Source organism: Microbacterium jejuense (genome assembly GCF_039544225.1).
Taxonomy (GTDB): domain Bacteria; phylum Actinomycetota; class Actinomycetes; order Actinomycetales; family Microbacteriaceae; genus Microbacterium; species Microbacterium jejuense.
In genome coordinates this window covers 250,361-273,115 of sequence record NZ_BAABLG010000001.1, presented here as the reverse complement: position 1 = coordinate 273,115, position 22,755 = coordinate 250,361, and the positions used below count along the sequence as shown (strand labels likewise).

Sequence of the window (22,755 nt, the reverse complement as noted above, 5' to 3'; positions counted from 1 at the left end):
TCCGCCCGGGTCACAGCCCGGCGACACGGCCGACGAGATGCACCTGGATGCCCATGCGGTCGAGCATCGCCGCCTTCACGACCAGCGCGCGGTCGGCGGTCTCGGCGTCGGGCGCGTAGACGAGCTGCGCATGATTGGCCTTGTGCCGCGCCATGAACTGGTCGCGCGTGACGTCGTGCAGCACGACGTGCGCGATCGGCCACTCCGGGTTGGTGGCGTCCTTGCGGCGCTGCGTCTCGTCCGCAGGCAGCTCGACGACCGTGCCGCGGAAGATGTCGGCCTGCAGTACGCCGTCGGCGATGTACACGCGCGAGATGACGACCTCACCCGGCTTCGAGACGCCGTTGATCGTCGATCCGCCGGCCGGAAAGAACACGGGGCCCTGCCGCCAGCCCTCGGCCTGGTCCCAGCCGCCCAGGTGCGAGGCGGGCACCGAGCCCGAGATCTCGTACACCCACACGAACTCTCCGTCGAAGTCCTCGCCCCAGCGCACGTCGTGCAGCGTGTTGTCGGGCACGAGCCCCATCGCGGTCCACACCCGGTCGGTCACGAGCGCGTCGACCGCGACGCCCTCGTCGGCCTCGTTGAAGTGCGGGAACGCGCGCCCGGCGAACAGCTCGCGCGACCCGTCGCGCGAGAGCACCGGCGGCCGGTCGGTCGAGTTGAGGATGCCTTCGGCCAGATCGGATGCCGGCACCAGGTCCTTCAGTCCCTGCTGGTACTGGATGCCCACGGCGTCGAGCCCGAAGTCGTCGGCGATGCGCAGGGCGGCGACGTACATCTTCAGCTGCCACCGCACCTGTGCCTCGGTCAGCTCGGTGGCCTCGTCGGTGCCGAAGCGGAACGTCATGCCACGGTCGGTCAGCCAGTCGCGGGCGGCGTCGGCCTCGGCATCCGTCACATTCAGCATCTCGGCGTACAGCGCCGACTGCGACAGCCGCTCCTTGTAGATGCCGGTGCGGTTGAGCAGCTCGTCGTCGAAGATCGCGTTGTACATGCCCATGCAGCCTTCGTCGAACACGCCGATGATGGCCTTGTCGGCGCGCAGCTGGTCACCCAGGGCACGGCCGAGTTCGACCTCGGGGGTGTCGGGGAGCTCAGGCAGCGGCCGCACGTGCGATGCGTCGTGCGTGATCCGGCCGGTCGCGGTCCACTCCTCCAGACCTGTCCGGAACCAGTCGTCGGTGAAGTCGACCGACCAGATCGACGCGTAATCCTTGCCCATCTTGGTGAGACCGGCGTTCAGGCCCAGCAGACCCACGAGACCGGGCCAGTCCCCTGCGAAGTTCGCAACGGTGAGGATCGGCCCCTCGTGGGTGCGCAAGCCCGCGAGCACGTGGTGCGAGTACTGCCACACCGCCTCGGCGACGATGAGCGGTGCATCGGAGGGGATGGTCTTGAAGACCTCGAGCCCCATCCGCTGGCTCGAGATGAAGCCGTGGCCGGTCGCCGGGTCGACGTCGTTGGCGCGGATGACCTCCCAGCCGAGGTCGTTCAGCACGCCGGTCACGCCGGCCTCGAGTTCGACCTGGGTGGGCCAGCCGGCGGCGTTCGCCGACTCGCGCAGGTCGCCCGACGCGATGAGGTAGGCGGTCCTGGGCGGCGCGGCCTGGGGCTCGCGGACGGTGGGAAGGCGGTAGCCGGTCATGGGGTCTCCTGAGGTGAGGGGTCTGCGACGGCGGCGCCCGAGCGTGCGGTGACGCTCTGGCCGGCCGTCAGGGTGAAGGCGGGTCCGCTCCGGCCCGCCCGCCTGATGCGCGGGCAGGCCGGACTGTCGGCTAGTCCGTTCGGCCCGTCACCGTGGTCCACGGTGACGGCTCCGACGCCTCGCCGGCGGCGAAGGCGTTGAACGCCGTGACCGTCACGCTGTAGCGGCCCGGCGCCACGCCGGTCAGCGTCGCGGCGGTCGCGTCGGCGCCGACCTCGAGCGTCGAGCTCTGTCCCGACTTGGACGTGGCGGTGATCACGTAGCCGGTGGGGGCGACACCCTCCGGGGCGGTCCAACTCACCCCAAGCGAACGGCCCGCGCCATCCGCGGACGGCTGCGCCGTCGTGCCCGGCGCCGTGCGCAGCGAGATGTCGTCGAGCGGCACGCGGGTGTACTGGGCGTCTTCCTTGTTGGTGCCATACGACACGTACAGGTAGTCGCCCCACACGATGCTCTTCTGGTAGCTGTAGCCGAGGTTCTTCGACTTGCCGGCGTAGCGCAGCGGCTGCAGATCCGCAGCATCACGCAGCGTGAAGCCGTCCGTGAAGGTCTCGCCGTCAGCGCTCAGGACGATCACGAGCGGGAAGCGGGTCTTCGTCCCGGTGAGGCTGCCCGCGAGGTAGGCGGTGCCGTCAGGCAGGTTGCCCGCACTCTGCTTGGTGCGCGAGTCGGGGACGTTCGTGACCACCGACGGCGACCAGGTCTCGCCGTTGTCGGAGCTGACCGACGCGAGTTTGTGCATGCTGGATCCGCCCTGATCGCGGAACGTCATGACGATGTCGCCGTTCTGCTGCACGTACCAGCTCGGTTCGAGTTCCCGCGACATCTCGTCCGGCAGGTAGGGCTGGTCGTCGAACTCGCCCTGGGTCCAGCCGGTGATGCCCTGAGGGTCGTCGGTGTAGTAAGGCTTGACCTGCAGACCCGGCTGCACATGCACGGCGGTGAGGATCCGGCCGCTGGGCAGTGCCTTGGTGTCCTGCTCGATGATCCCCCTGACGGGTTCGCCGTTGCTGTCGGTGATGGGCTGGGCATCGCTCCAGTTCACCCCGTCGGTGGTCGACCGGTACAGCACATAGCCGCCGCGCGGCTTGAGTGCCGAAGGCCAGACGTTCAGGTAGGCGACCAGCGTCTCGCCGTCGGTCCACCACCCCCCGTTGGAGGTGTAGCCGTCGGTGCGCGGCGCCGTCAGGTCGATCGGCTCAGACCAGCTCTCGCCGCTCTCGTCACTCACGGCGTAGCGCACGACCGTGTCTGCGGCATCCTCGTCCAGTGCTGAGCTCTGCCATTGGGCATACAGACGCCCCTTGAACGGCATGAGCACCACGCCGTGATTGAACTTCAGGTCTTCGTCGCCGGGCGAGAAGATCGTGACCGTCTCGGCGTTCTCGGCCTGCGGCAGCCCGAGGGCGTTGGTGTCGGTCGTGTCGATGAGCCCGTCGACGACCTGCAGGGGCGGTGCGGTGGTGTCGGCGGATGCCGGCGGTGCCGCGAGCACGGCTGTCAGTGCCGCAGCACCGAGAAGGGCTGCACCGACGGAGAACCGTCGACGCGTGGTGGATGTGGGCGACATTGCTTGCTCCTTTTCATGACAGCACCGGGGTGCTGTCGCTTCAGTGGAATCGCGGAACAGCGCGCTCGAGGCGCGCGAGCACCGCAGCGTCCGGCTCAGGGATCGGCATGCGCCGCCCCCCTACCGCACGCCCGGCAAGGCGATGGACGGCGCGCATCCGCGCGGGCGATCCGTCCACGGCCTCGACGACTTCGTCGATGTCCGCTTGCAGCTGTGAGATCTGTTCTTCGTCCCCGGTCAGCAGCGCGTCGCGCATGCGCACGAACGGCGTGGCGAAGGCCGAGGCGACACCCGAGATGACACCGTCGGCACCGGCCGCACCCGCCCGGGCGAAATCGCCGTCCGAGCCGGTGTAGATGAGGAAGCCCTGGGGCAGGCGACTGCGGAATGACGAGATGAGATCGAGCGATTCGCCGCTCACCTTCACCCCGACGATTCCGGCGAGATCTGCGAGGCGCACGATGAGCTCTTCGTCGACCGGGATCCCGGTGCGCGCCTCGAACATGTACACGTAGACATCGAGCCCCTCGGCCTCCGCGACGACCTCGCTGAAGAACTCATACACCTCGTCGGGAGGGGCGGGCAGATAGTAGGGGGTGAGCACGGCGATCTCGGTCGCTCCCGCCGCACGCGCACCCGCGATGAGCTGAGAGACCTCGTACCGACTTGCAGCACCGACGTGCACGATGACGCGCATGCCTGTCAGGACCTCTACCGAGAGCATCGCCACGGCGTTGCGCTCTTCGATCGACAGCGCGGGGAACTCGCCGGTCGTCCCCAGCACGAGGGCTCCCTGGACGCCCGATCCGGCGACGTATTCGAGGATTCGGCGGCTGCCTTCGAGGTCGACGGCACCCTGCTCGTCGAAGGCGAGCGGGACGGCGGTGATGATGTCGTGCGACGGCATAGATGTGCTCTCTCCCAAGAGGCGGGGTACGCGGGCGTGGGGGTCCCGGGGTGCGCCGGCGGTGCGCCCCGGGACCGGACGGATCAGCCCTGGTAGGCCTCGTCCATCGAATTCAGCACGTCCTCGACCGTGGCCTGGCCCGAGAAGAGCTGCTGCACACCGGTGAAGAGGGCGGCCTGCGGCTTGGCGCTCGGCCACTCCGAGTCCGGGAAGGGACGGCCGAGCCCGGCGGCGATGGCGTCCGACGCCTCGAGCGGAACGCCCTCGAGCGTGACATCGGTCGTCGTGAGCGCCGGAATGCCCGGTGCGGCGTCGAACCAGACGCTCGTCGCCTCGGGAGTGGCGAGCCAGTCGACGAAGTCGAGCGCGTTCTGCTCGTTCTGCGCCTCGGCGTTGACGGCGAAGCTCACCCCGATTCCGCGCGGCAGCGGCACCTCGGCCGAGTCGTCACCCGGGAGCTGGAAGAACCCGTACTCCGTGCCGGCCGGTGCGGTGGACGCGATCTGCGCGTACGACGCGACGACCTGCACGACGGCGAGCGCGTCGCCCTTGTTGACGAGGTCGTACGAGGCGTTCACGTCGGTGCCGAGCGGATCGGGCTGGAAGCAGCCGGCGTCGTTCATCTCGAGGTACTTGTCGAGGACGCTCTTCCAGTTCGAGTCGGCGAACGTGGTCGAGCCGTCGGCGAGCTGCTCGCCGAAGTCGGGGTCGGGTCCGTAGACGAGCGAAGAGGTCAGCGCGTACGGGATGAGCTGGGTCACCCAGTCGGTCTGGATCCCCAGCGCGAACGCGACCTTGCCTGCATCCTTCACGTCGCCGCAGAAGTCGAGCAGCTCGTCGTACGTGGTCGGGATGTCCAGCCCCAGTCCATCGAGCGTCGTCTTGTTGTAGATCGCGCCGATGGCGTCGAGCTTCGAGGGCAGGCCATAGGTCTTGCCGTCGATCTGCAGCTGCTCGGCGGTGCCTGGGTCGACCTCGTCGACCCAGGGGCGGTCCGACAGATCGGCCAGGTAGCCTGCGCCCTGCAGGATCTGGATCGCAGCGGGGTTGCCGCTGCCTGCCCACACCGTGAACACGTCGGGGGCGGTGCCGCTCGACAGCTGGGTGCGGATGGTGGTCTGGTACTGGCCGGTGTCGGCGAGGGTGACATTGACGTCGAGACCGGTCTTCTCCTTGTACGCCGCGACGACGGCTTCCATGGGGACCTGGTTGTTCGAGGTGGTGCCGATGGTGAGCGTCTTGCTCGCCTCGGGGGTCTCTCCGCTGTTCTCGTCGGACGACGACGAGCACGCCGACAGGCTCACAGCCGCGATGGCGACACCGGCGACGGCGGCGATGTAACGCGATTTCATGCTGACTAGACTCCAATGCAGGAAGGGGGCGAGGCCCCTGAAAGTGGTGGTGAGAGGTGGAGGGGTCACCTGGCCGGGATCCGGATTTCATAGGCTCCGGGTTCCAACCGCAGTCGGTGGCCCCGTTGATTTCGATCCGTCAGGGCGACGCCGTGCGAGTGCGTCGCGTTCTCGCCTCCTTTCGTCACCTCAGGTGCGGCATCGCAGCACAGCTCCGCTGTGGCAGGTGCGCCGGGAGGAACGCTGACGTTCCAGACGATCCGGTCGCCGTCCCGTCGCCAGCTGCTTTCGACCCGCCCGCGGGGAGTCTCGAGGGCTCCCGTGGCGTGGCCGAGGTGAGGATCGAATCGAGGTGCGAGCTCGATCTCGCGGTACCCGGCAGAGGACTCCGACTGCCGGATGCCGAGGATGCCGGAGATGAACCACTCCCCGACCGATCCCAGCGAATAGTGGTTGAAGCTGTTCATGCGGGCGGACTGGAACCCGTGCTCAGGCGTCCACCCGTCCCAGCGTTCCCAGACGGTGGTCGCGCCGTTGCGGACCGAGAAGAGCCACGACGGATTGCTGTCGTTGTGCAGCAGGCGGAACGCCAGGTCTTCGCGTCCGAGCTGAGCCAGAACGGGGCACAGCAGCCCCACTGTCACGAAGCCGGTTGTGAGCGAGACGTCGCGCCGCACGACCGCCTCGACCAGTTGCTGTGCGATGCGGTCGCGCTCGGCGTCGTCCCGGAACAGTCCGAATGCGAGCGTCAACAGGTAGCCGCCCTGCGTATCTCCGGCGACGGTGCCGTCCTCGGTGACGAACGCCGCGCGGTATGCGGCAGCCACGCGTTCGCGAAGATCGGCGAGGGGTGCGGCATCGCTCTCTCTTCCGAGAACGCGCAGCGCACGCACCGTCAGCTCCGCGCTATGAGCGAAGTAGGCGGTCGATAAGACGTCTTTGCGGGTCTCTTCGCCGATCTGCAGCCAATCGCCGTAGTCGTTGCCGACCTGCGCACGCCAGATCAGGTCCGGATTGTGGCGCTCGATGTGGCGCACCCACGCGATCATCGAGTCGGCGGCTTCTTCGAGCACGCACACGTCTCCGGTCGCGCGGTACACATTCCACGGAACGGTCACACCGCCGTCGCCCCAGGCGGGGGCGCCCTCGCGCAGGTGGATGAGGTGTGGCGCGATGTCGGGAAACGCACCGTCGGCGTTCTGGGCGCTGCGCACATCGCGCATCCATCGCCGCAGCAGAGGGCCGAGATCGGCGAGCGCGAGCGCCGTCGGCGCGAACACCTGCGCATCGGCGAGCCAGCCCAGACGCTCGTCACGCTGGGGGCAATCGGTGGGAATCGAGACGAAGTTGCCGCGCAGACCCCACTGGATGTTCTGGAACAGACGATCCAGCAGCGGATCGGACGACGCGAACTCGCCCACGAACTCGACGTCGTTGTGCAGCACGACCGCCTCGACGTCCGCCGCATCGAGCTGACCGACGTACCCCTGCACCTCGGCGAACCGGAACCCGTGCAGCGTGAAGCGCGGCTCGAACACCTGCTCGGCACTTCCATCGGTCCAGAACACATCGACCGGCTCCGCCGTACGAAGATTCGCGGTGTAGAGCTCGCCGTCGTCGAGGACTTCGGCGTGGTTCAGCTGGATGCGGCGACCCGCGGACTGGTCGCGCAGAGTCAGTCGCACACGTCCGACGAGATTCTGTCCGAAGTCCACGATGAAGCGACCGTCGCCGCGCGATTGCACCGACACCGCAGGCAGACGCTTGGTGGCACGCACCCCGGGATCGACTTCGGGGGTCAGCAGCGACCTGTCACGACCCTTGACGGCGGCATCCGACCACTCTCCGATGTCGTGCTCGGCGAGATGCCACGTGGGCTCCGCACGACGGGAGTCCTCGTACTGCCCCATCAGAAGATCGGCGTAAAGGATGTCGGATGCCGCCTCCTTGAAGGTCGCGTCGGTCGCAAGCACGGTGCGACCCCCGCCGGCGGAGTCGAGCACGAGTTGCGCCAAGAACTCGGGCTCGGTGCCGTAGTGCTGTGCCTGGTGCCGGCGATCGGTTCCGATGAAGCCGACGTACCAGCCGTCGCCGAGCAGCGCGGCGATGCTGTTGCTGCCCCGGCGCAGGTGGGCGCTGACGTCCCACGACTGGTAGGTGATCCGGTCGCGGTACTCCGTCCAGCCCGGCGCCAACTCGTCGCCGCCGACCTTGTGCCCGTTGACGTACAGACGGTAGATGCCCTTCGCCGACGCGTGCACCTTGGCGACTGCGGGCACCTCGTCGAGGTCGAAGTGACGCACGAAGCGCCGTACCGGCTGGAGCTTGTTGACCGTGAAGCTGATGTCGGTGTCCTGCGGCGGGAGCGCGACCTGGCGGTAGACGGGGTTGCGGCCGATCCAGGCGGCGTGCCACTCGTCGACGTGCACGATGCCGGTGGCGAACTCGCCCCGGGCCGTCGTGGTCTCGCGATGCTCGTCCTCGACCTCGAGCGTCCACCGGTAGTCGGTGGAGGTCACCAGCGGCGCACCCCGGTAGACGATCCCGGTCGTATCGGCGGACGCCGTGCGCGCTGAGTCCCATGTTCGCGCGAACGCGCCGTCCGGCATCCGCTGCTCCACGACGATGCGGAACGCGACCTGGCGCGAACCGTGCGCACCGCCCTCACCCTCGCGCAGGCGCCAGGAGAATACCGGGCTGCCGACGACGCCCTGAGGCTCGTGCACCCCGTTTACTCGGAGCGCGTAGGCGCGGATGGTCATCCCTTCAGCCCGCCTGCGAAGCCCTTGATGATCTGCTTCTGCATGAGGAAGTAGACGAGCAGCACCGGCACGATGCTGATGACCAGGCCGGCGAACACGATCGGCCAGTTCGACACGTACTGCCCCACGAAGGCGTACAGCGCCACCGTCACGGTCTGCTGCGGCGTACCGCTCAGGTACAGCAGCGGGACCAGGAAGTCGTTCCACACCGTGATCGCGTTGAGGATGATGACGGTGCCGGTGATCGGCCGCAGCAGCGGGAAGACGACGCTCGTGAAGGTGCGGAACGTGCCGGCGCCGTCGAGGGCCGCCGCCTCTTCGTAGTCTCGATCGAGCGTGCGCAGGAAGCCTGTGTAGAGGAACACCGAGAACGGCACCTGGCTGCCGGTGTAGAAGAGGATCAGCGACAGGAGCGAACCCAGCAGATGCAGATCGCGCATCGTCTGATACAGCGGGATGAGCGCCACCTGGAACGGGATCATCATGCCGGCAAGCACCAGCCAGAACACGCCCGTCGACAGGCCGGACATGACGCGCGCGAGCGGGTAGGCCGCCATCGACGAGATCAGCACGATGAGGGTCACGCTGACCACGGTGACGATCGCGCTGTTGAGCAGTGCGGTGGCGAGCCCCGCCTGGTTCCACGCCTCGACGAAGTTGTCGAAGGTCGGCATCGTCGGAATGAGCGGCGAGGTGGTGTCGTTGCCGGCGCGCAGCGACATGTTCACCAGGATGTAGATCGGGAAGATGAACACCAGCGCGATGATGAGCATCAGCACCTCGCGGGCGAGGGTCGCCTTCGTGTATCGGAACATCAGCTGTGGCTCCGCTTCGCCAGGCGCTGCTGCGCGACCGAGAAGAACGCGACGATGACCGCGAGCACGAGTGCCATCGCGATGCCGTAGCCGAACTCGTTGAACTGGAACGCCGACTTGTACAGCAGCGTCGACAGCGTCTCCGTCGCGCCGCCCGGTCCGCCGCCGGTGAGCACGAACACCTCGGTGAACATCTTGAGTCCGCCGATGATCGTGAGCATCACGTTGATCGCGGTCGCGGGTGCCAGCAGCGGCCAGGTCACCGACCAGAACCGGCGCCACGAGCCCGCGCCGTCCACCGCGGCGGCTTCACCGAGTTCCTGCGGGATCGACTGAAGACCGGCGATGTAGATGACCATCGAATACCCGGCGTGCTGCCACACCACCATGGTGACGATGGATGCCGCCGCCCAGAACGGATCACCGAGCCAGCTCGGCGCGATCCCCTCCAGCCCGACGACCCCGAGCATCGTGTTGACCGCACCGTTCGGCGTCAGCAGGAACTTGAACAGGTACGAGACGACGACGGGCGTGATGACGACCGGAGCGAAGAACAGCACGCGCAGGAAGTTCTGCGACTTGAGTCCGCTGTTCACTCCGAGGGCGAGCAGAAGGCCGATGCCGTTCTGCAGCACGGTGATCGCCAGCGCGAAGATGAGCGTCATCTTCAGCGCCTCGAGCGAACTCGACGATGTGAAGATGCGCACGAAGTTGTCGAAGCCGACGAAATCGTAGGTGCGCGACAGCCCGTCCCAGTCGGTGAACCCGAGGACGGCGCCGCGGATCGTGGGCACGACGACGGCGAAGCCGTAGAAGATCAGTGCCGGGATCGCGAGCAGCAGCAGCGCTTTCGACTGCGCGACGCCGACGTATCGACGACGCGGCGTGCCCGGGGTGCCCGGGACCTCATCGGGGCTCGTGATGACACGCTCCTGAAGGTCGGCGACGCTCACGACGCCTCCGCCATCTCTTCGATCACGGTCTGCACCGCGTGGGCCATGCGGGCGCGCGCGCCGTCGAGATGGGTCCGCAGCTCGGCCTGCAGAGACGCGGCGTCGCCCTGCTCGATGAGATCGAGCAGCAGGCCGTGGTCGTTCGCCGACGGGTGCAGGTCGACGTCCTCTTCCACAGTCAGTTGGATGAGGCTCGCGAAGACCGGCTCGTATGCCTCCCACACGTCCTGCAGGCGGCGGTTGCCCCCCATGCGGTACAGCAGAGCGTGGAAGCGCATGTCGGACTCAGCGAACTCGTCCGCGGCGGCGCGATCAGCGCACGAGATCATCTCTTTCACGATCTCGCGCCCGGCTTTCAGCTGTTCGGGCGTCGCCCGCTCGACCGCACGGGCGACCGCCACGAGCTCGATCGACTCGCGGAGCTCGTACAGATCGTTGATGTCGCTCTCGCTGAGGCCGACCACGAAGTACCCGCGACGACGCGACTCGACCAGCCCCTGCGACTCCAGCTGACGCAGAGCGTCGCGCACCGGACCACGGCTGACGTCGTACTCCTCGGCGAGCGCGTCCTCGACCAGGTGGGTGCCGGGGCTCAGATGATGCCGCACGATCTGGTCCCTCATGGCCGCGGCGACCTGTTCGCCCAACGCCGGAGCCCGTGTCGGTCGGATCTGGACCATCTGCACACCTCTTCGTGAACCGCGGCTTCTTCGTGAACCGCTGACTTGTACGGTCCGCCGGAGTTCGTGGACCGTTAACGGGAATTAGTAAACCGTTAACGAAGCGTGGTGTCAAACCGGCAGCGTCGAACCGGCAGCGTCGAACCGGCAGCGTTCGGGCGGTGTCACACCGGGCAGCGTCAGACCGCGCGCGTCAAGCCGGACGGCGCGGCGCGGCGCGTCGGGACCGCCTCTAGAAAGCCTGACAGTCACCCGCTGGATGCGGGGCCTCCGGCATCCATCCGATCAGCGGCCGCTCAGCCCGCGGTGTTGTCGCCCGTCGGCGGTTCGAGCGGCGTGCGCGGGCGCCACACGACCACCTCGGTCGCGCGGCGGACGCGGGTGCCGTGGCGCAGCGTCACGACCGAGCCGGTCGAGCCGGCGGCGAACACACGCGCACCGGGGCGCTTCTCGAGCTCGGCGCGGACGCGGTCTTCGAGGTCGCGGACGCGCCCGTGCAGCTCGTGCACGCGCGCCTCGAGCTCGAGGATGCGCGTGATCGCCGGAAGGCCGATGCCATCCGACGACATGCGGGCGACCTCGCGGAGCTGCTCCACGTGTCGCAGCGAGTAGCGGCGGGAGCCGCCTTGGGTGCGGGCCGGCACGACGAGGCCCAGGCGGTCGTACTGCCGCAGCGTCTGCGGGTGCATGCCCGACAGTTCGGCGGCGACGGCGATCGCGAAGATGGGCGCGTCGGCATCGATGTCGCGTTCTTCAGCCATCAGCCTCACCAGTTCTCCGCTCGTTGAGCGAGCGAGGGACGAGCGAGACGAAACGCCTCGGTCGCACGAACGATCTCGATGCCACCGCGTTCCGTCTCGCTTCGCTCGCTCAACGACCGATCTTCCTATCCTCGGGCCTTCGCCATCATCTCGGCGCGCGGGTTCTCTTTGGGCTCCAGGCTCTGGAACCGCTCGAGGGCCTCGCGCGCCGCCTCGTCGAGGTGCGACGGCACCGCCACCTGCACCTCGGCGAGCAGGTCGCCGGTGCCCTTGGCGGTCTCGACGCCGCGGCCCTTGACGCGCAGCACGCGCCCGGACGGGGTGCCCGGCGCGACCCGCAGCTTGACGGGATCGCCGCCGAGCGTCGGCACCTCGATGGTGGCGCCGAGCGCCGCCTCGGTGAAGGTCACCGGCACGGTGACCCGCAGGTTCAGCCCGTCGCGCGTGAAGACCGGGTGCGGGCGCACCGTGATCTGCACGACGATGTCGCCCGACTCGCCGCCGTCGGGCGACGGGCGCCCGCGGCCGCGCAGCCGGATCTTCTGCCCGTCGGCGACCCCGGCCGGGATCTTCACCTTGAACGGCTTGCCGTCCTCGCCCTGCAGCGTGATCGTCTCGCCCTTGGTCGCAGTGACGAAGTCGATCGTCGTGCGTGCGGTGACGTCGGCGCCACGGGTGGGGCCGCCGTAGCCGCGGAACCCGCCGGTCGATTGACCGAAGCGCCCCGAGCCGAAGCCGCCCCCACCCTGTTGCTGGTTGAACATCGCGAAGATGTCGTCGAAGTCCTGCGCCTGCTGACGGCCGCCACGGCCCTGGTTGAACATCGAGAAGACGTCCTCGAAGCCGCCCGTGCCGCCCTGGCCGCCCGACGTGAACCGGGCACCCGAGCCCATGGCGCGGATCTGGTCGTACTCCGCGCGCTGCTCGGCGTCCGAGAGCACGGAATAGGCCTCGCTGACCTCTTTGAACTTCGCCTCGGCGGCCGCGTCGCCCTGGTTGGAGTCAGGGTGATACTTGCGCGCGAGCTTGCGGTACGTCTTCTTCAGGTCCGCGTCGCTGACGTCCTTCGAGACGCCCAGCACCGAGTAGAAGTCCTTGTCGAACCAGTCCTGACTGGCCATGGATCCTCCTCGGGCTTACTCTGCGGGAACCGCGACGACGACCTTCGCCGGACGCAGTTCCACCGAACCCAGGCGATACCCGATCTCGACGACCTCGATGATCGTCTGCTCGGTCGCGCCCGGCGTCGGCACCTGGAAGATCGCCTCGTGCTGCTGCGGATCGAACACCTCGCCGGCCTCGCCGTACGTGGTGAGGCCGATGCGCTCGGCCACGCCGCGCAGCTTCTCGGCGATCGCGGCGAACGCCGAGCCCGCTTCGAGGTCGCCGTGCTTCTCGGCACGGTCCAGGTCGTCCAGCACCGGCAGCAGGCCCTTGGCGACCGCGCCCTGGGCACGCTCGATCTCGACCTCGCGCTGCTCCTCGGTGCGGCGGCGGTAGTTGGCGTACTCGGCCTGCAGCCGCTTCAGGTCGGTCAGCAGCGCCGACTCGAGGTCGGCGAGCACGGCGTCCTCCGCCGCGGCGTCGGCGTTCTGCGCGGCGCCGAGGATGTCGTCGACGGTGAGCTCTTCACCGGCCCCCTCCTGCGGGTCGGACCCGGAGGCGTTCGCCTCCGGGTCCTCGCCGCCGGGGACCTCGTTCTCGAAGTCCTTGGCCATGGCTACTTCGTCTCGTCCTCGTCGATGACCTCGGCGTCGACGACATCCTCGTCGGGGTTCGACGAACCCTGACCGTCGGACGGCGCCTCGGCACCGGCATCCGTCGACTGCGAAGCCTGGTTCGAGGCGTAGATCGCCTCACCGAGCTTGCCCTGGCTCTGGCTGAGCTTGTCGAACGCGGCCTTCACCGCGTCGTCGTCCTCGCCGGCCAGCGCCGTCTTGAGCGCGTCGACGTCGCCCTGCACCTCGGACTTGACGTCCGCGGGGAGCTTGTCGTCGTTCTCCTTGATGAGCTTCTCGATCGAGTACGCGAGCGTCTCGGCCTGGTTGCGCACCTCGGCCGCCTCGCGACGCTTCTTGTCGTCGGCGGCGTGCTCCTCGGCCTCGCGCACCATGCGCTCGATGTCGTCCTTCGCGAGCGACGAGCCGCCCGTGATGGTCATCGACTGCTCCTTGCCGGTGCCCTTGTCCTTGGCGGACACGTGCACGATGCCGTTCGCGTCGATGTCGAAGGTGACCTCGACCTGCGGGATGCCGCGCGGAGCCGGCGCGATGCCGGTCAGCTCGAACGTGCCCAGCGGCTTGTTGTCGCGGGTGAACTCGCGCTCGCCCTGGAAGACCTGGATCGCGACCGACGGCTGGTTGTCGTCGGCGGTCGTGAAGGTCTCGCTGCGCTTGGTCGGGATGGCGGTGTTGCGCTCGATGAGCTTCGTCATGATGCCGCCCTTGGTCTCGATGCCGAGGCTCAGCGGGGTGACGTCGATGAGGAGGACGTCCTTGCGCTCGCCCTTCAGCACGCCGGCCTGCAGGGCGGCGCCGACGGCGACGACCTCGTCCGGGTTGACGCCCTTGTTGGCGTCCTTGCCGGTCTCGCGCTTGACGAGCTCGGCGACCGCGGGCATGCGGGTCGATCCGCCGACGAGCACGATGTGGTCGATGTCGGCGACCTTGATGCCGGCCTCGCGGATGACGTCCTCGAACGGCTTCTTGGTGCGGTCGAGGAGGTCCTTGGTGAGGTCCTCGAACTTGGCGCGGGTGATCGTCTCGCTGAGCGACACGGGGCCGGAGTCGGTGAGCGACAGGTAGGGCAGGTTCACGCTCGTGCTCGTCGAGCTCGAGAGCTCCTTCTTCGCCTGCTCCGCGGCCTCCTTGAGGCGCTGCAGCGCGATCTTGTCACCCGAGACGTCGACACCGGTGGTGTCCTTGAACTGCTTGATCAGGTAGTCGACGAGACGCTGGTCCCAGTCGTCGCCGCCGAGGCGGTTGTCGCCGGCGGTCGCGCGCACCTGGATGGTCGAGAAGTCGTCGTCCTTGCCCACTTCGAGCAGCGAGACGTCGAACGTGCCGCCACCGAGATCGAAGACGAGGATGAGCTCGTCCTCCTTGCCCCGGTCCAGGCCGTAGGCCAGTGCGGCGGCGGTGGGCTCGTTGATGATGCGCAGGACGTTCAGGCCCGCGATCTCGCCGGCCTCCTTGGTGGCCTGGCGCTCGGCGTCGTTGAAGTACGCGGGGACCGTGATGACGGCGTCGGTGACGGTGTCGCCGAGGTACTCCTCCGCGTCGCGCTTGAGCTTCTGCAGGATGCGGGCCGAGATCTCCTGCGGCGTCCACTTCTTGCCGTCGACGTCGAAGCTCCAGTCGGTGCCCATGTGGCGCTTGACCGACGAGACGGTGCGGTCGACGTTGGTGACGGCCTGGCGCTTTGCGGTCTCGCCGACGAGCACCTCGCCATCCTTCGTGAACGCGACGACCGACGGGGTCGTGCGGAAGCCCTCGGCGTTCGCGATGACCTTGGGCTCGCCGCCCTCGAGGACGCTCACGACCGAGTTGGTCGTACCCAGGTCGATTCCCACAGCACGTGCCATGTTGTTCTCTCCTTCTGTTGGACGACGATGGATGCCGCCGCCCGGGGTTTGATCGGAAGTCTTCTCACGACCCGACAGAGGTTGAGTCGCGATGACTCAACGATAAACCCGAGGTGCGGCATCCGTCAAGTCAAAGTTGATACGACTGGACTCAAGTTCGCCTGTGACATTCTGACGCCATGGCAGTCTTCGACCACCTGGGCATCACCGTCGATGACCTGGAGCGCGGCATCGCCCGGTACGACCCGATCATGCAGGCCCTCGGATTCACGCGGAACGACGCCGAGGCCAGCGTCTCGTGGTGGACCGAGGGCGAGGTCGAGCTCATCCTCTTCCCCGCCCGTGAACCCGCCAGCGGCCCCCACCGCCACGGCCGCGTGGGCTGGCAGCACCTCGCCTTCGCCGTCGACTCGCGCGACGAGGTCGATCGGCTGCACACGATCGCGATGGATGCCGGCTGGACGGCCGTGCGCGACCCCAAGCTCTACCCGCGGTTCAACGACCGGTACTACGCGTCGTTCGTCGAGGACGCCGACGGCATCCGCCTCGAGTTCATGCACAATCCGCCGCGCGAGGCCGAGCCCCTCGCGGCCAGTATGGACGCATGACCCTCGACTGGGACTTCCACGCGCTGCGCGGCGAGCGCGTCACGCTCGACCTGCTGCGGCCCGACGACCTCGACGACCTCGCCGCCCTGCAGGGCGACCCCGAGGTGTGCCGCTACCTTCTGTACGAGGCGCGGTCGCGCGAGCAGGTGGCGCGGATCCTGGAACGGGATGCCGCGGCCACCCGCCTCGCCGTCAAGGGCGACTACCTCCAGCCCGCGATCCGCTCGGCCGCCGGGGAGTTCCTCGGCACGATGTACTTCGAGCTGCAGTCCGTCGAGGATCGCACCGCCGAGATCGGCTGGATCCTCGCCCCGCACGCGCAGGGTCGCGGCTACGCCACCGAGGCTGCGCGGCTGCTGCTCGCCCTGGCGTTCGACGAGCTCGGCCTGCACCGCGTCTACGCCGAGCTCGACCCCCGCAACACCGCGTCGGTGCGCATCTGCGAACGGCTCGGGATGCGGCACGAGGGCCACTTCGTCGAACACATGCGGCTCAAGGGCGAGTGGACCGACACCGGCCACTACGCGCTGCTGGAGCGCGAGTGGCGGGCCGTGATGCCGCCGCGCCACGCGTGACGCATACGGCTGTGAGGTGCGTTTTCCACACGGACGCGGTCAGAACGGGGCGTCGCCGGTGTACTCGGCCGCCAGCAATCGCGCGAAGACGGACGAGGGCACGAACTGCACGGTCGACGGCGGCTTGTCGACATACCGGCGACCCGTGGGGCTGATCCACTCGAGCACCCCGCCACCACGTTGACGAACGCGCCATGCGGACGCGTGTTTGAGGGTGTGATGCCGCGGGCAGAAATGAGCGAGATTCGCTTCACATGTGCGACCGCCCTTGGCATGGTCGCGGGTGTGGTCGACATCGCAGCGAGTCGGCGTGCGCGTGCAGCCCGGGAACCGGCACCGCTCGTCGCGTGCACGAAGAAATCTACGAAGCTCAGCCGACGGGCGGTATCGGTCGACCGCGAGCGGAAGCCCGCTATGCGGGTGATACATCACCCGGTCCCATCCGGGGGCGCCCGCCGCCAGTTCGCGAGCCATGGACGCGTCGATGGGACCGTAGCCGGCGAGCAGTGCGGGTTCGTCACCCAGCCCGGCCGCGGTGAGCACCGGCACGGTGATCTGCACCTCGGCTCGGATCGCGGCGAGCGCGTCGCATTCGCCGTGCGCGGCCGGCGCACCGGTGAGCACCAGGTCGGCGAAGATGTCGGCGCGCAGCTCATCGAGCGACCGTGACTCTCCGGTCGGCCCCGTCGACAGTTCGGGCTCGTCGCCGGATCCGACGACGTCGGACGAGTCCGCCGCGGAGCGGTCGAGTGTGGCATCGGCCTCGGCCGCACGCTCGACCTCGGCCATCTGGGTCAGCCGATCGAAGATCGCGTGGGCGAGCACCGCGGGCAAATCGGCGAGCAGCCGAGCCATGCCGTCGTCGAGGTCGACCACCCGGATCCGCCGCTCGCCCGCGGCACGGCGCCGGAGTTCAGCCGCCATCTCGGGGTCCAGGCGCGCGGCCACCACCCGGGCGATCGCCCGGAGCCGCGGCGGCGTCTCGAATCCGGCGGCCTCCAGCAGGATCCGCTCGTACTCACCCCGCACCACCGGATCCACGATGCCCACACCGCATTCCACGATCGCCGCCGCATGCGCCTGGTCGACCGCCCCCTCGGCGAGCGCGCGGTGCGTCTCGGCGAACCCGTCGACCAGGCTGCTCGCCGCCGACATGCGCGCCTGCACGGTGCGGTCGCTCAGGCGCATCGCGGCCCCCAGTTCGCTCGACACCTCGCGCAGCGCCAGATCGTGCACCGCGCTGCGCCCCTTCGCACGCCGTTCGGCTTCTCGGTCGCTCACGATGCCGGTGGCATCCGCGAGCAGACGAGCCTCCTTCGCCTGCAGTCGTGCGATCTGCATCCGCGTCGCCTGCACGTCGGAGACCACGCGCCTGAGTGCGCTCCACGTCTCATCGCCGCTGCCGATCTGGTGCCCCACAATGTCTCCTTGCCGAAACGCGCATCAGCGCGACGAAGGATCAAACGAAACGTGGGCACGAGTTCGATCTACATCGATCCTAGAACATAACTCCGAATCTGACAAGCAGTTCTCTCCCTCTGCCTTGAAGCCACCCGCCTCGTCGGGGGGACATGCGATGCGCTGCTCGCGTGCTAGGGGGCGGCATCCACGCCATCGAACTCGACGCAAGATCGACCGGCACCGTGTCATCGGGCGCGCTGGAGCGCAGCAGCTGTTCGAGCCGTGCATCGGTCACGTGGCCTCCTGAATGTCCGCATACCTCAGACATGTACGGTCGGCAGGATTCTGCGCCGAGCCCGATCGAAGCGGACGGCGGTCAGATCGAGTGCGCGAGGGTCTGCAGGGCGATGACGGCGAAGCCGAGGGCGATGAGGATGCCGAGCACGAGGAGCTGCTTCGCCCAGGTCAGCCGCGACCAGCGCACGGCGAACCAGCCGATCACACCGAGCGTGACGATGTAGACGATCGAGGAGGCGCGGAGTGCGGCATCCAGCGGCATCACACTCAGCCACGCAAGCAGGATCAGGATGCCGGGGGTGATCACCGTACTCAGCGCACCGCCCGCGACGCGCAGGAGCACGCGCAGATCGGACCCGACCGGGAACGTCTGATGCACGGCAAGGTGCGAGATGACATCCGACACGAAGCCGGCCGCGGTGATGCCGAGCACGCCGAGCACCAGCGCGAACAGCGCATGCTCGGGATCGGCGTGGTCGTTCGCGGCGACGACGAGCACGATCGCGAGGCCGGTGAAGGTCGCGTACACGCGCTCCTTGAAGTACATGACGTACGCCTCGGCGCTGCCGCTCTGCTCCTCGAGGTGCGCACGCGCCCGCGCCGACCGCCCGCGCGGACGACGCGCCGGCTCTTCCGGATCGATCGGGCCGGGCTGCTCCGACATGACGCACCTCCCGTTCGCCGCGAGCCTACAGCCGCAGCGGCGCCGTCGAGTCGCGGACGATCAGCTGCGTCGGAAGGACGATGGATGCCGGTCCGGCATCCCCCTCGAGCGCGCGCAGCAGCAGATCCACCGCCGACCGCGCCGCGACCTGCCGGGGCACCGACACGCTCGTGAGCGAGGTCGCGAGCGTGGCCACGTCGAGGCCGTCGAAGCCGACGACGCTCATCCCCTCGGGCACGCTGACACCGCGGGCGCGCAGGCGGGTGACGAGTCCGAGCGCGACCAGATCGTTGTACGCGATCACGGCCGTCGCGCCGCTCGCCAGCAGCGCGTCGGCCATCGCCACGCCGCCCTCGAACGGGTCGGCGACGGGGCCCAGCAGCACGCGATCGGCCTCGGCGACCTCGCGCTCGAAGGCCGCACGGCGCCGGCGGGCGCCCCACGACGATTCCGGACCGGCGACATGGGCGATCCGGCGGTGGCCGAGCGCGCGCAGGTGCTGCACGGCCTGCGCGATCCCGCTGTCGAGGTCGGAGGTGACGCTGGGCAGCCCCGCGAGTTCGCGGTGCACCATCACCGCCGTCGTCCCCCGCAGGTGCTCGCGCAGCGGCTCGTCCGCGCCGAGCGGCGCGCACACCAGGAAGCCGTCCACGTCGCGGCGCATCATGTCGATCGCCTCGAACTCGAGCTCGGCCGACCGGTCCGTGTCGGCGATGTACACCGAGTGGTCCACGCTGCGCGCACGCATCTGGGCGCCCTTCGCGACCTCGGCGAAGAAGGGGTCGCGCAGGTCAGGCACGATCAGCCCGATACTGTGCATGCGGCCGGTCGACAGACTGCGCGCGGCGCGGTTCGTGCGGTAGTCGAGCCGGCCCGCGGCCTCTTCGACCCGGCGGCGGGTCTCGACGCTGACGTTCCCGCCGGGAGTGAGCGCCCGCGACACCGTCGACACCGAGACACCGAGGTCGGCGGCGATGTCGTGGATCGTGACCCGGCCCGCGCGGGCCCGCACCGTCACGCGGCGCCCCTCGAGGCCTGCGCGGGCTGCGGCGCGGGCGGCGCGGTGCTCTCGCGCACCACGAGCGTCGGCGCCAGCACGACCGCCCGCTGCGCCGGCTTCTCGCCGCGGGCGAGCGCGACGAGCATGTCGACGCCGGCGCGGGCGCTCTCGGCGAGCGGCTGGGCGACGGTCGTCAGCGCGGGCGACGACATCGCCGCGGCCGGCACGTCGTCGAAGCCCACGATGCTGATGTCGTCGGGCACGCGCAGACCCCGGCGTGCGAGGCGGTGCAGCAGGCCGAGCGCGACCACGTCGTTGTACGCGAGCACGGCGGTCGCGCCGCTGGCGATCACGAGGTCGCCGCCGGCGACGCCGCCTTCGAACCGCGCTCGCACCTGGCCGACGGTCACGAGGTCGATGTCGGGGAACTCGGCGCCGACCACCGCGACGGCCTCGCGGCGCAGGCCCGCCGACCACGACTCCGCCGGACCGTCGAGATAGGCGATGCGCCGGTGCCCGAGCGCGACGAGGTTCTCGACCGCGAGGCGGACGCCGAGCGTGACGTCGCTGATGACGTAGGGCACGAGCCGGCTCATGCGGTGGAGGAACACAGCAGGGCCTTCGTCGACGAGCCGCCCCTGAGCGGCCTCGGCGGTCTGTGGCGTGCAGATGAGACTGCCGTCCACGCGGTCCGCCATCGACCGCAGCAGCTCCAGCTCGGCCGCGGCGTCGTCGTCGGTCTCGGCGACCAGCACGAGGTATCCGAGCTCGTGCGCGTAGGCCTGGGCGCTGCGCACCAGTTCGGCGAAGAACGGGTTCATGAGGTCGGGCACGATCATGGCGAGCTTGCGGGTCGTGCCGCCCCGAAGGCTGCTCGCCCACGGGTTGCGCTCGTACCCGAGCTCACGAGCGGCGTCGCGCACCCGCGCGGCGGTCGCGGGATCGACCGACCCGGTGCCGGTGAGCGCCCGCGAAGCCGTAGCGGGTGAGACCCCGGCGCGCACGGCGACGTCGCGGATCGTGATGGCCATGTCGCCCCCCTCGCGTTGCGTGAGGCGCGTCATCGCGCCCCGATCGTGACCGTTTCCACATCGTATCCTGCTCCATCACCCCTGGGAAACCTTGATATTCCGCGGGGTTCGTCAGATTTGTTGTGAGCGGTTGCAATTTCAGTGGAATCTATGCAACCCTTTCCATCGTGATTCCGCCCAGTCGGGCGATTCGCGACGAACGCACCTCAACGGGGAGAACACAGTGGCGACCACGACGCTCGCACCGCCGGCATCCGGACGCGCATCCGCGTCCACGCCGCCCACCACCCGCCCGCGGGCCGCCCGCCGCCGAGGCACCGCCGCGGCCTACGTCTTCATGACGCCGTGGATGCTGGGCGCCGCGCTGCTGATGATCGGCCCAATGCTCTACTCGCTGTACCTGTCGTTCACGGACTACGACCTGTTCAGCCCGCCGCAGTGGATCGGGTTCGACAACTACGTGAAGATGTTCCAGGAGCCGGAGTTCTGGACGTCGGCCTGGGTGACGATCCGCTACGTCGTGCTGTCAGCACCGCTCAAGCTCGCCCTCGCCCTCGGCGTCGCGATGCTGCTGAACCGGCCGCGACGCGGGCTCGGGTTCTACCGCTCGGCGTTCTACGCGCCGTCGCTGCTGGGCGCCTCGGTGTCGATCGCGCTGGTGTGGCGCGCGCTGTTCTCTACGGGCGGCCCGGTCGACAACGGCCTCGACTCGATCGGGATCCACACCGGCGGCTGGATCGACAACCCGGACTACGCGCTGTACGTGCTGGTGCTGCTGGCGGCCTGGCAGTTCGGCGCGCCGATGGTGATCTTCCTCGCCGGCCTCAAGCAGATCCCGGTCGAGCTCTACGAGGCGGCGCAGCTCGACGGCGCCGGCCGCTGGCGCACCTTCACGAGCGTCACGCTCCCGATGCTGTCGCCGGTCATCTTCTTCAACCTCGTGCTGGAGATCATCCACGCCTTCCAGTCGTTCACCGGTGCGTTCATCATCAGCGGCGGCCGCGGCGGACCCGCCGACTCGACGCTCTTCTACACGCTGTACCTCTACCGCGAGGGCTTCACGTTCTTCCACATGGGCTACGCGTCCGCGCTCGCCTGGGTGCTGCTGATCGCCATCGGCGTCGTGACCCTCATCGTCTTCCGCACCGCCGGCTTCTGGGTGCACTACACCGCCGAGGAGAAGTGATGACCGCCGTCACGTCCGCGCCGCGCACCGAGCGCATCCCGAACCAGGGGCGTCCCGCGCAACGCCCCGCCCGCCGCTTCAAGGTCGCCGCCTGGCACATCGTGCTGGTGCTGATGGTGCTCGTGCTGCTGTATCCGGTGGCATGGCTGGTGTCGGCGTCGTTCAAGTCCAGCGGTGAGATCTTCACGTCCACGCAGTTCTGGCCGCAGGAGTGGACGCCGGGCAACTACACCCAGGCGCTGGAGGGCGCAGGCTCCCTGACCTTCTGGCAGCTGCTCGCGAACTCGCTGATCCTGTCGATCCTGACTGTCATCGGCAACGTGTTCGCGTGCACGCTCGCCGGCTACGCGCTGGCCCGTCTGCGCTTCCGCCTGCAAAGGCCGTTCTTCGCGTTCACGATCATCACGCTGATGCTGCCGATGCACGTGATCCTGATCCCGCAGTACATCATCTTCCAGCAGCTCGGGCTGATCGGGACGTTCCTGCCGCTGGTGCTCCCCAAGTTCCTCGGCACCGAGGCGTTCTTCGTGTTCCTCGTGGTGCAGTTCGTGCGCGGCATCCCCCGCGAGCTCGACGAGGCGGCCACCGTCGACGGCGCCGGCCCGTACCGCACCTTCTTCTCGGTGATCCTGCCGCTGCTGCAGCCGGCGCTCATCACGACCGCGATCTTCTCGTTCATCTGGAGCTGGAACGACTTCTTCGGTCAGCTCATCTTCTTGAACAACCCCTCCACCTACACGGTGCAGCTCGGCCTGCGGCTGTTCATCGACCAGTCGAGCACCTCGTCGTACGGCGCGATGTTCGCGATGTCGGTGCTCGCCCTGCTGCCGGTGCTGCTGTTCTTCCTCGTCTTCCAGCGCTACCTGGTCGAGGGCGTGGCGACGTCCGGGCTGAAGGGCTGA

20 protein-coding genes are annotated in these 22,755 nt (G+C 68.7%); 4 read left to right on the top strand and 16 right to left on the bottom strand.

Annotated elements, in window-relative coordinates:
- Positions 1-10: 10 nt before the first annotated feature.
- The 12 genes from ABEA46_RS01240 to dnaK form a co-directional block, all read right to left on the bottom strand.
- Complete coding sequence (locus ABEA46_RS01240) at positions 11-1,648, bottom strand: fucose isomerase (protein ID WP_345542497.1); 1,638 nt, start codon at positions 1,646-1,648, stop codon at positions 11-13.
- A gap of 130 nt (positions 1,649-1,778) precedes the next feature.
- Positions 1,779-3,278 (bottom strand): exo-alpha-sialidase, encoded by a 1,500-nt coding sequence (locus ABEA46_RS01235; RefSeq protein WP_345542496.1) that lies wholly within the window; start codon positions 3,276-3,278, stop codon positions 1,779-1,781.
- Between the two features lie 40 nt (positions 3,279-3,318).
- Positions 3,319-4,185, bottom strand: coding sequence for a dihydrodipicolinate synthase family protein (locus ABEA46_RS01230; protein WP_345542495.1), 867 nt, complete (start codon positions 4,183-4,185; stop codon positions 3,319-3,321).
- A gap of 83 nt (positions 4,186-4,268) precedes the next feature.
- Positions 4,269-5,537: an ABC transporter substrate-binding protein gene (locus ABEA46_RS01225; protein WP_345542494.1), complete on the bottom strand. Its 1,269-nt coding sequence runs from the start codon at positions 5,535-5,537 to the stop codon at positions 4,269-4,271.
- A gap of 65 nt (positions 5,538-5,602) precedes the next feature.
- Positions 5,603-8,299, bottom strand: coding sequence for a family 78 glycoside hydrolase catalytic domain (locus tag ABEA46_RS01220; protein WP_345542492.1), 2,697 nt, complete (start codon positions 8,297-8,299; stop codon positions 5,603-5,605).
- Entirely contained in the window at positions 8,296-9,114 is an 819-nt protein-coding gene (locus ABEA46_RS01215) for a carbohydrate ABC transporter permease (protein WP_345542491.1), read from the bottom strand. The genes ABEA46_RS01220 and ABEA46_RS01215 overlap by 4 nt, the downstream gene beginning before the upstream one ends.
- Complete coding sequence (locus tag ABEA46_RS01210) at positions 9,114-10,067, bottom strand: carbohydrate ABC transporter permease (protein ID WP_345542490.1); 954 nt, start codon at positions 10,065-10,067, stop codon at positions 9,114-9,116. Before ABEA46_RS01210 ends, ABEA46_RS01215 begins: the two co-directional genes overlap by 1 nt.
- Positions 10,064-10,747 carry a GntR family transcriptional regulator gene (locus ABEA46_RS01205; RefSeq protein ID WP_345542489.1) on the bottom strand — a complete coding sequence of 228 codons (684 nt, stop codon included), beginning with the start codon at positions 10,745-10,747 and terminating at the stop codon, positions 10,064-10,066. Before ABEA46_RS01205 ends, ABEA46_RS01210 begins: the two co-directional genes overlap by 4 nt.
- A gap of 296 nt (positions 10,748-11,043) precedes the next feature.
- Positions 11,044-11,508 carry a heat shock protein transcriptional repressor HspR gene (locus ABEA46_RS01200; protein ID WP_345542488.1) on the bottom strand — a complete coding sequence of 155 codons (465 nt, stop codon included), beginning with the start codon at positions 11,506-11,508 and terminating at the stop codon, positions 11,044-11,046.
- A gap of 125 nt (positions 11,509-11,633) precedes the next feature.
- The gene (locus ABEA46_RS01195; RefSeq protein ID WP_345542487.1) at positions 11,634-12,629 is read right to left on the bottom strand and encodes a DnaJ C-terminal domain-containing protein; all 996 of its coding nucleotides are present in this window, start codon (positions 12,627-12,629) and stop codon (positions 11,634-11,636) included.
- Positions 12,630-12,644: 15 nt separating this feature from the next.
- Positions 12,645-13,226 (bottom strand): nucleotide exchange factor GrpE, encoded by a 582-nt coding sequence (locus ABEA46_RS01190; protein ID WP_345542486.1) that lies wholly within the window; start codon positions 13,224-13,226, stop codon positions 12,645-12,647.
- A gap of 2 nt (positions 13,227-13,228) precedes the next feature.
- Positions 13,229-15,091: a molecular chaperone DnaK gene (dnaK, locus tag ABEA46_RS01185; protein ID WP_345542485.1), complete on the bottom strand. Its 1,863-nt coding sequence runs from the start codon at positions 15,089-15,091 to the stop codon at positions 13,229-13,231.
- A 179-nt stretch (positions 15,092-15,270) separates the two neighbouring features.
- On the opposite strand from dnaK, the gene ABEA46_RS01180 reads away from it, so the two are divergent.
- Both ABEA46_RS01180 and ABEA46_RS01175 read left to right on the top strand, forming a co-directional pair.
- The gene (locus ABEA46_RS01180) at positions 15,271-15,699 is read left to right on the top strand and encodes a VOC family protein (protein WP_345542484.1); all 429 of its coding nucleotides are present in this window, start codon (positions 15,271-15,273) and stop codon (positions 15,697-15,699) included.
- Positions 15,696-16,274 (top strand): GNAT family N-acetyltransferase, encoded by a 579-nt coding sequence (locus ABEA46_RS01175; protein ID WP_345542482.1) that lies wholly within the window; start codon positions 15,696-15,698, stop codon positions 16,272-16,274. The genes ABEA46_RS01180 and ABEA46_RS01175 overlap by 4 nt, the downstream gene beginning before the upstream one ends.
- Positions 16,275-16,313: 39 nt before the next feature.
- Here ABEA46_RS01175 and ABEA46_RS01170 read toward each other — a convergent pair whose 3' ends face one another.
- The 4 genes from ABEA46_RS01170 to ABEA46_RS01155 all read right to left on the bottom strand — a co-directional run bounded on the left by ABEA46_RS01170 (position 16,314) and on the right by ABEA46_RS01155 (position 20,667).
- Positions 16,314-17,693 (bottom strand): HNH endonuclease signature motif containing protein, encoded by a 1,380-nt coding sequence (locus ABEA46_RS01170; protein ID WP_345542481.1) that lies wholly within the window; start codon positions 17,691-17,693, stop codon positions 16,314-16,316.
- A gap of 358 nt (positions 17,694-18,051) precedes the next feature.
- The gene (locus ABEA46_RS01165; RefSeq protein ID WP_345542480.1) at positions 18,052-18,636 is read right to left on the bottom strand and encodes a hypothetical protein; all 585 of its coding nucleotides are present in this window, start codon (positions 18,634-18,636) and stop codon (positions 18,052-18,054) included.
- Between the two features lie 25 nt (positions 18,637-18,661).
- Positions 18,662-19,654, bottom strand: a complete 993-nt coding sequence (locus tag ABEA46_RS01160) for a LacI family DNA-binding transcriptional regulator (RefSeq protein ID WP_345542479.1) — start codon at positions 19,652-19,654, stop codon at positions 18,662-18,664.
- Positions 19,651-20,667, bottom strand: coding sequence for a LacI family DNA-binding transcriptional regulator (locus tag ABEA46_RS01155; RefSeq protein WP_345542478.1), 1,017 nt, complete (start codon positions 20,665-20,667; stop codon positions 19,651-19,653). The genes ABEA46_RS01160 and ABEA46_RS01155 overlap by 4 nt, the downstream gene beginning before the upstream one ends.
- 223 nt (positions 20,668-20,890) lie before the next feature.
- Here ABEA46_RS01155 and ABEA46_RS01150 point away from each other — a divergent pair, with 223 nt between their 5' ends.
- Positions 20,891-21,853, top strand: a complete 963-nt coding sequence (locus ABEA46_RS01150) for a carbohydrate ABC transporter permease (RefSeq protein ID WP_345542477.1) — start codon at positions 20,891-20,893, stop codon at positions 21,851-21,853.
- Positions 21,853-22,755: a carbohydrate ABC transporter permease gene (locus ABEA46_RS01145; RefSeq protein WP_345542476.1), complete on the top strand. Its 903-nt coding sequence runs from the start codon at positions 21,853-21,855 to the stop codon at positions 22,753-22,755. Before ABEA46_RS01150 ends, ABEA46_RS01145 begins: the two co-directional genes overlap by 1 nt.